Origin of the sequence: Campylobacter sp. US25a, from assembly GCF_004379075.1 — a bacterium.
Classification (GTDB): Bacteria; Campylobacterota; Campylobacteria; order Campylobacterales; family Campylobacteraceae; genus Campylobacter_D; species Campylobacter_D jejuni.
In genome coordinates this window covers 1-375 of record NZ_RYYM01000109.1, presented here as the reverse complement: position 1 = coordinate 375, position 375 = coordinate 1, and the positions used below count along the sequence as shown (strand labels likewise).

The window sequence follows — 375 nt, the reverse complement described above, 5'->3', positions numbered from 1 at the left end:
TTGTTATTCAAATCTTATTAGTCAATCTTTGAAATCTAAATAAGTGATCGATTGAGCCAGAAAGATTTAGGCATAAGCAATTATGTAAAATCTATTCAATCTAATATTAAAAAGATTAAAAGCTTTTCTTTTAATCTTTTATAACTTTTTCTTTGAAGAAAAAGATTAAACTATCTATAAAAGTAATAAGGTTTATCTCTTTAATGCAATCTAAGTAGTTTATCTATATTAGGTTGGCGGGGTAGGCCTTTAGCTTGCTTCTTAGTCAAGGCTTTGCCTTGATGCTAAAGAAGGTTTATTATGGAGAGTTTGATCCTGGCTCAGAGTGAACGCTGGCGGCGTGCCTAATACATGCAAGTCGAACGATGAAGCTTC

Annotated in this window: 1 rRNA gene; it reads left to right on the top strand. The window is 32.3% G+C overall.

Annotated elements, in window-relative coordinates:
* Window positions 1-297: 297 nt before the first annotated feature.
* Window positions 298-375, top strand: a 16S ribosomal RNA gene (locus ELQ12_RS09960); the annotation flags it as partial.